The 6,582-nt window shown below is 75.7% G+C and carries 7 protein-coding genes; 2 read left to right on the plus strand and 5 right to left on the minus strand.

The features are described 5' to 3' along the window. Positions 1-4: 4 nt before the first annotated feature. Positions 5-592 carry a LysM peptidoglycan-binding domain-containing protein gene (locus ACI797_RS23075; protein ID WP_456861797.1) on the minus strand — a complete coding sequence of 196 codons (588 nt, stop codon included), beginning with the start codon at positions 590-592 and terminating at the stop codon, positions 5-7. A 219-nt stretch (positions 593-811) separates the two neighbouring features. Between ACI797_RS23075 and lexA the strand changes: the two genes are divergently transcribed. Further along, positions 812-1,621: a transcriptional repressor LexA gene (gene lexA, locus ACI797_RS23080; RefSeq protein ID WP_456861799.1), complete on the plus strand. Its 810-nt coding sequence runs from the start codon at positions 812-814 to the stop codon at positions 1,619-1,621. A gap of 13 nt (positions 1,622-1,634) precedes the next feature. On the opposite strand, the gene ACI797_RS23085 is transcribed toward lexA, so the two are convergent. The 4 genes from ACI797_RS23085 to ACI797_RS23100 all read right to left on the minus strand — a co-directional run bounded on the left by ACI797_RS23085 (position 1,635) and on the right by ACI797_RS23100 (position 5,507). Next, positions 1,635-2,672 (minus strand): hypothetical protein, encoded by a 1,038-nt coding sequence (locus ACI797_RS23085; protein ID WP_456861801.1) that lies wholly within the window; start codon positions 2,670-2,672, stop codon positions 1,635-1,637. Positions 2,673-2,676: 4 nt separating this feature from the next. Then, positions 2,677-3,420, minus strand: a complete 744-nt coding sequence (locus tag ACI797_RS23090) for a phosphatase PAP2 family protein (protein ID WP_456861803.1) — start codon at positions 3,418-3,420, stop codon at positions 2,677-2,679. 67 nt (positions 3,421-3,487) lie between these two features. Next, positions 3,488-4,903 (minus strand): GTPase HflX, encoded by a 1,416-nt coding sequence (hflX, locus tag ACI797_RS23095; protein WP_456861805.1) that lies wholly within the window; start codon positions 4,901-4,903, stop codon positions 3,488-3,490. A gap of 76 nt (positions 4,904-4,979) precedes the next feature. Further along, a complete protein-coding gene (locus tag ACI797_RS23100) occupies positions 4,980-5,507 on the minus strand; it encodes an ArsR/SmtB family transcription factor (RefSeq protein WP_456861807.1) in 528 nt (175 codons plus the stop codon). Positions 5,508-5,576: 69 nt separating this feature from the next. Here ACI797_RS23100 and ACI797_RS23105 point away from each other — a divergent pair. Then, the coding region (locus ACI797_RS23105) for an MFS transporter (RefSeq protein ID WP_456861809.1) at positions 5,577-6,582 on the plus strand (1,006 nt) is incomplete at its 3' end.

The following is a 6,582-nucleotide window of genomic DNA, read 5'->3' on the forward strand; positions in this document are numbered from 1 at the left end:
GCGCTCACGGCAGTTCGAGGACCTGCCCCGGCACCAGCTCGGTGCCGTCGAGGTGGTTGACCCGCTGCAGCGCGTCGACGACGGCGCGGACGTCCTCGTCGCCGGCCACCGCGCCGGCGATGGACCACAGCGTGTCCCCCGGCTGGACCACGACCCGGCTCTCCCCCACCAGCTGCAGCCCGTCCTCGCCGCCGCCGGTGACCAGCGGACCCAGCCAGGAGCCCACCGCCACCCCGGCACCCAGGGCCAGCGCGACCGCCATCCGCCGGGCGCGCCGGGTCAACCGGAGCGGGGCCGGCTCCGGGCGCGTCGCAGCGGCCCGCGGGGGAGCGGTGCAGCCACCGCCCCGCACGGGCCGCACCGGGGCGGCCGGACCCGTGGCGGGGACCTGCCCGCCCGGCGCGGGCCGGCGGGGCCGGGGGGCCGGCGGGGTCGCGGCCGGCGCCCTCCCGGCCCCGGCACGCGGCGCGGACTGCGGCGCCCTGGCCGGCCGCGCCACCTCGGGCGGGCAGGCGACGGAGCGCAGCGACGGGCGCCAGGGCGCCTGCACCGACTCGTCGAACTCCAGCACGGCCTGCTGCACGCTTCCCACGGCCACTCCTCCCGGATGTTGCGGATCCCCGACGTTCCCGAACAGGTGTTCGAATCGAACGTCCGTGCGATGTCTACCGGAGGCCGCCGACAGAAGCGACCCGACACGGCCTGGCTTCGAACGTGTGTTTGATAGTTCGCGTCGACAGCGCTACCGTCTGCTACCGACGACGACGGACGCGCGGGACGGCTGCACCGGCCCGGCGGGCGAGGAGGAGACGTGGCGAGCACGAGGGGGACGTCGGGCGGACGCCGGGCACCCGGCGACGGCGGCACGGGCACCCGGCGCCGCGCCGCGGGCGCCGGCGAGCCGGCCGGGGCGACCGGGACCGCGACGGAGGAGCGGACCGCGGCCGTGCGCGCCTTCCCCGACCGCGGCGAGGCCGGCGACGGGCTCACCCAGCGGCAGCGCCGCGTCCTGGAGGTCATCCGCGACTCCGTCGAGCGGCGCGGCTACCCGCCCTCGGTGCGCGAGATCGGCGAGGCGGTCGGGCTGTCGTCGGCCTCCTCCGTGGCGCACCAGCTCTCGGTGCTGCAGAAGAAGGGCTGGCTGCGCCGCGACCCCAACCGCCCCCGCGCCCTCGACGTGCGGCTGCCCGGCGAGCAGTCCCTGCCGGCCGCGGCGGCCACCGGCAACGACGACACCGCCGTGCCGGCACCCACCTACGTCCCCCTCGTCGGCCGGATCGCCGCCGGCGGCCCGGTGCTCGCCGAGCAGGCCGTGGAGGACGTCTTCCCGCTGCCGCGCGAGCTCGTCGGCGACGGCACGCTGTTCATGCTCAAGGTCGCCGGTGACTCCATGGTCGAGGCCGCGATCTGCGACGGCGACTGGGTCGTCGTGCGCCAGCAGCCCACGGCCGAGAACGGCGAGATCGTCGCGGCCATGATCGACGGCGAGGCCACGGTCAAGACCTACAAGCGCCGCGACGGGCACGTGTGGCTGCTGCCGCACAACCCGGCGTACGAGCCCATCCCGGGTGACGACGCGACGATCCTCGGCCGGGTCGTCACCGTCCTGCGCCGGGTCTGACCGCTCGGCGGGGCTAGTCCCCGCTCCACCGGAGTCGCCGGAACAGGCTGCCCACGCCGACCACCAGCGTGGCGACCGCGGCGGCGACCAGAGCGGCGGTGAACGTGGGCGGCCCCCCGGCGGGGTCGCCCGTGACCGCCGCCGACGCCGCGGCGGCCACCGGCTCGAGCTGGGCCGTGGTCGGCACGACGGTCACGTCCCCCGGCAGGCCCTCACCGGCGACGACGAGCTGGCGGTCGTCCGCGCTGAAGCTGATCGCCTCGCCCTGCGGCGCGGGCGGCAGCGGCACGCGCACCGGCTCCCCGGCCAGCGCGCCGGGCACGTCCGACCCGCTCAGCGGCCAGACGTAGGCGTCGGTGTAGGTGCGCAGCGCCAGCAGGCGGCCGTCCCGCGACACCGCTCCCCCGGTCGCCATGAGCTGACCGGCACGGCCGACCGGGCCGCCCTCGGTGCCGGTCAGCGTGAAGGTCACGGTGCCCACCCGCTCCAGCGCCACGGTCCCGCCGTCGGCCGGCGGCGCGGTGGGCCGGTAGAGCCCGCTGGCGCCGAGCACCTCCTTGGTGACGAGGTACGGCGTCCCGTCCGGGGCGAGCAGCAGCGACTCCGCGTCGTGCGGCCCGTCGGGATAGGTCAGCCGGTACACGCCGGTGGTCCCGTCCGGGCGCAGCGCCAGCACGGCCACGGAGGGCCGCTCCAGCCGGTTGTCGCCGATGTCGGCCACCCAGACGGTGCCGTCGGCGCCGACCGCGAGGTCCTCGGGGTCGTAGGGGTCCACCGCACCGGTCCGGACCTCCACCACCGCGCAGGCGGTGTCGAGGACGACGACGGAGAGCTGCTGGCCGCCGTCGTCGAGGGCCACCATGCGGTCGCCCACGACCACCAGGCCCGAGAGCTCGGCCAGCCGGGGGTCGGTCACCTGGCACAGCGTCTGCGGTGCGGCGGTGTCGGTGGCCGCCTGCGGCGTCTCGGCGGGGGCGGCCGCGGCCGGGACGGCGGCGCCGAGCACGAGCGCGCCGGCGAACGCGCCGGCCCTCAGCAGGCGCGCGGGCACGCCACTACGCGGGCCGGCCGTCTCTGGCACGAACCCAGCGTGACAGAACCGTCGCGTCGAGTGCATGCACCACGCCCAGCAGCAGGATGCCCACGGCCGCCCCGACGACGGCGTCGGTGACCCAGTGGAAGTCCAGGGACACCATCGCCACGGCGGTGGCGACCGGTCCGAGGACCGAGAGCCACCGCAGCGCGCGCTGGACGGGCGCCGGCAGGCCGAACTCCACGGCCTGCCACCGGGCGACGCCCCACATGAGGACGGCGTTGGCCACGTGGCCGGACGGGTACGACTCGCCGTCCCGGTGGAAGAACGACCCCGGGTAGGCCGGCGCGGTCCGGCCGGTGCCGTACTTGAAGCTGTAGACGACCGCGGTGAGCAGGAAGAGCGCGACCAGCACGCGCAGCAGCGGCAGCAGCGTGCGCCGCGTCCAGCACGTGTAGCCGACCAGCACGGCGAGCATGAGCAGGATGAAGCCGCGGCCGCCGAGCTGCGTCACCGCCCAGACCGGCCAGTAGGCGGCGGAGTCGCGCAGCCCCCAGGAGCTGACGACCTCGGAGACCCGCAGGTCCATCCACTCCAGCCAGCCGCGGCTGAGCAGGTCGACCGTCACCGCCGTCGTCACGACGGCGGCGACGCCGAGCAGCCACCACGGCGGCCGGCCGACCGAGACCACCCGCACGGGCTGCGGCGGCGAGCCGGGGTCGGCGGACACGTCCCCGGGCCTCCGCCGCACCGCGCCGCTCGTCACGGCCTCACGGTACCGGGCCGTGATCCGTTCGTGACCTGCATCGACCCGTACGGGTGCCGTGTGCCGCTCAGGCGATCGGCGTCGCGAACTCCTCGAGGACGCCGGCGAGGGCGCCGTCGACCCGCGCGGTCAGCCGTGTGCCGCCGGCCTCGTGCTGCTCCGACAGGACCTCGCCGTCGCGGTGCACCCGGGCCACGAGGTCGCCGCGGCCGTAGGGCACCAGCACCTCGACGTCGACGTCCGGGTGCGGCAGCCGCCCCGCGATCTCGTCGCGGAGCCGGTCGAGGCCCACCCCGGTCCGGGCGGAGACCCACACGGCCCCGGGCAGCGCCTGGCGCAGGGCCAGGACGTCGTCCTCGGTCATCGCGTCGACCTTGTTGACCACGATGAGCTCCGGCACCGCGGAGGCGTCGATCTCCGACAGCACGGTGTGCACGGCGTTGATCTGGCCCAGCGGGTCGGGGTCGGAGCCGTCGACCACGTGCACGAGCAGGTCGGCGGCCGCGACCTCCTCCAGCGTCGAGCGGAAGGCGTCGACGAGCTGGTGCGGCAGGTGGCGGACGAAGCCGACGGTGTCGGTCAGCGTGTACTCACGGCCGTCGGCGGTCTCGGCCCGGCGGACCGTCGGGTCGAGGGTGGCGAACAGCGCGTTCTCGACCAGCACCCCGGCGCCGGTCAGCCGGTTGAGCAGGCTGGACTTGCCGGCGTTGGTGTAGCCCGCGATGGCGACGCTGGGGACGGCGTTGCGGCCCCGGTTGGCCCGCTGCGTGGCGCGCGCGGTCGACATGCCGGCTATCTCGCGGCGCAGCTTGCTCATCCGCGCGCGGATCCGCCGCCGGTCGGTCTCGATCTTGGTCTCGCCGGGGCCGCGGGTACCGATGCCGCCACCGCCGGCGACCCGGCCACCGGCCTGCCGGGACATCGACTCACCCCAGCCGCGCAGCCGCGGCAGCATGTACTGCATCTGCGCGAGCTCGACCTGGGCCTTGCCCTCCCGGCTCGTGGCGTGCTGGGCGAAGATGTCGAGGATCAGCGCGGTCCGGTCGACCACCTTGACCTTGAGGATCTTCTCCAGGGCGTTGAGCTGGCCGGGGGTCAGCTCGCCGTCGCAGATCACGGTGTCGGCGCCGGTGGCCGAGACGATGTCGCGGATCTCGGCGGCCTTGCCCGAGCCGACGTAGGTGCCGGCGTCGGGGGTGGAGCGGCGCTGGCTGACCGCCTCGAGCACGTGGGAGCCGGCGGTCTCGGCCAGGGCGGCCAGTTCGGCGAGGGAGCGGTCGGCGTCGGCCGCCGTCCCCTCGGTCCAGACCCCGACCAGCACGACGCGCTCGAGGCGCAGCCGGCGGTACTCGACCTCGGTGACGTCGGTGAGCTCGGTCGACAGCCCGGCGACGCGGCGGAGCGCGCTGCGCTCCTCGAGGGCGTAGGAGCCGGCGCTGTCGTCCGGCTCGTCGACGAGGGGGAGTTCGGAAGCGGTCGTCATCGGTTCCAGCGTGACACGGGGGTCCGACGCGGGCACCTGAGTTTGTGCGGGAGATGTCATCGCCGGGTACAACGCATCACGCCTCCGGGTGCATCCCGAGGTACAGCGACCACTTCTCGCCCTCCGGGTCGACCGGCCGGCGGGCGTACTCGTCGAGCAGGGCGTGCAGCCGGCGGCGGAACTGCGCGAGGTCCTCGGCCGACAGCCGCAGGCCGAGGCGGCTGCTCTGCAGCCGCTGCTCCCCCACCTCGGCCACCTCCTCGAGGAAGGCGGCGAGGATCGGGTCGTGCGCCGGGGGCGGCCGGTCGTCGACGTCCATGAGCCAGCTCTTGCCCGTGGCCCGGTAGGGCACCTCCCGAGAGCCGCGGGTGCCCCGGCGGACGGGCTCCGCGGCGAGGAAGCCCGTGTCGACCAGCGTGCGCACGTGGTGCAGCACCGTCGCCGGGTTGCGGCCCAGGCGCTCGGCGATCTCCTTGTTGGTGAGCGCCTCGGCGCGGCACAGCCGCAGGATGCGCAGCCGGACGGCGGAGGCGAGGGCCCGGTACTCGGCGTCGGTGGCCCGCCGCTTCTCCCCGCGGATGAGGGGTGGGCCGGGCTCGGTCACGGGCCGAGCCTAGGCGACACGCCGCTGACTGATTGACTTCTCCCAATCAGTCGACGCAGGCTGCTCGCCGTGAGCACCCCGGAGAGCCTGTGGCGGCACCGCGACTTCCGCCGGCTGTGGGCGGCGGAGACGGTCAGCCAGGTCGGCACCCAGATCACGCTGGTGGCGCTGCCGGTCCTGGCCGTCACCCTCCTCGACGCCACCCCGCTGGAGATGGGGGTGCTCACCGCGCTGGAGACGGCGGCGTTCCTCGTGATCGGCCTGCCGGCCGGCGCCTGGGTGGACCGGTGGCGGCGCAAGCGGGTGCTCGTCGTCAACGACCTGGTCCGCGCGGTCGCGCTGGCGACCCTGCCGCTCGCCTGGTGGCTCGACGTGCTGTCCCTGGCGCAGCTGTTCGTCGTCGCGGCGGTCACCGGTGTGGCGACGGTCTTCTTCGACGTCGCCTACCAGAGCTACCTGCCCACGCTGGTCGCGCCGGACCAGATCGTCGACGGCAACGGCAAGCTGGAGAGCAGCCGCGCCGTCGCCCACGTGGCCGGCCCGGGCGTCACCGGCGTGCTGCTCCGCGTGCTCGGCGCCCCGGTGCTGATCCTCGTCGACGCGGTGTCGTTCCTGGTCTCGGCGCTGTTCCTCGGCCGGATCCGGCACGTCGACACGGTTCCCGACCGCGCCGCCCGCCGGCCGCTGCGGGTCGAGATCGCCGAGGGGCTCCGCTTCGTCGTCGGCCACCCGCTGCTGCGCCGGATCGTGGCCTGCACCGGCACGTCCAACCTGTTCTCGGCGATGAGCACCGCGCTGCTGGTCCTCTTCGCGATCCGGACCCTCGGGCTGGAGGAGAGCGAGCTCGGGTTCGTCTTCTCCGCCGGGGCCGTCGGCGGGCTGCTCGGGGCGTTCACCGGCGCCCGGTTCGCCCGCCTGGTGGGCGAGGGCCGGGCGATCCCGCTGTCCTCGCTGCTGCTGCTGCCCTTCGCGGCGCTCACCCCGCTGGCCGGGGGGGGGGGGGGGGGGGGGGGGGGGGGGGGGGGGGGGGGGGGGGGGGGGGGGGGGGGGGGGGGGGCGGGCCTCCCCCACAACA

The organism is Geodermatophilus sp. SYSU D00691 (assembly GCF_054050275.1).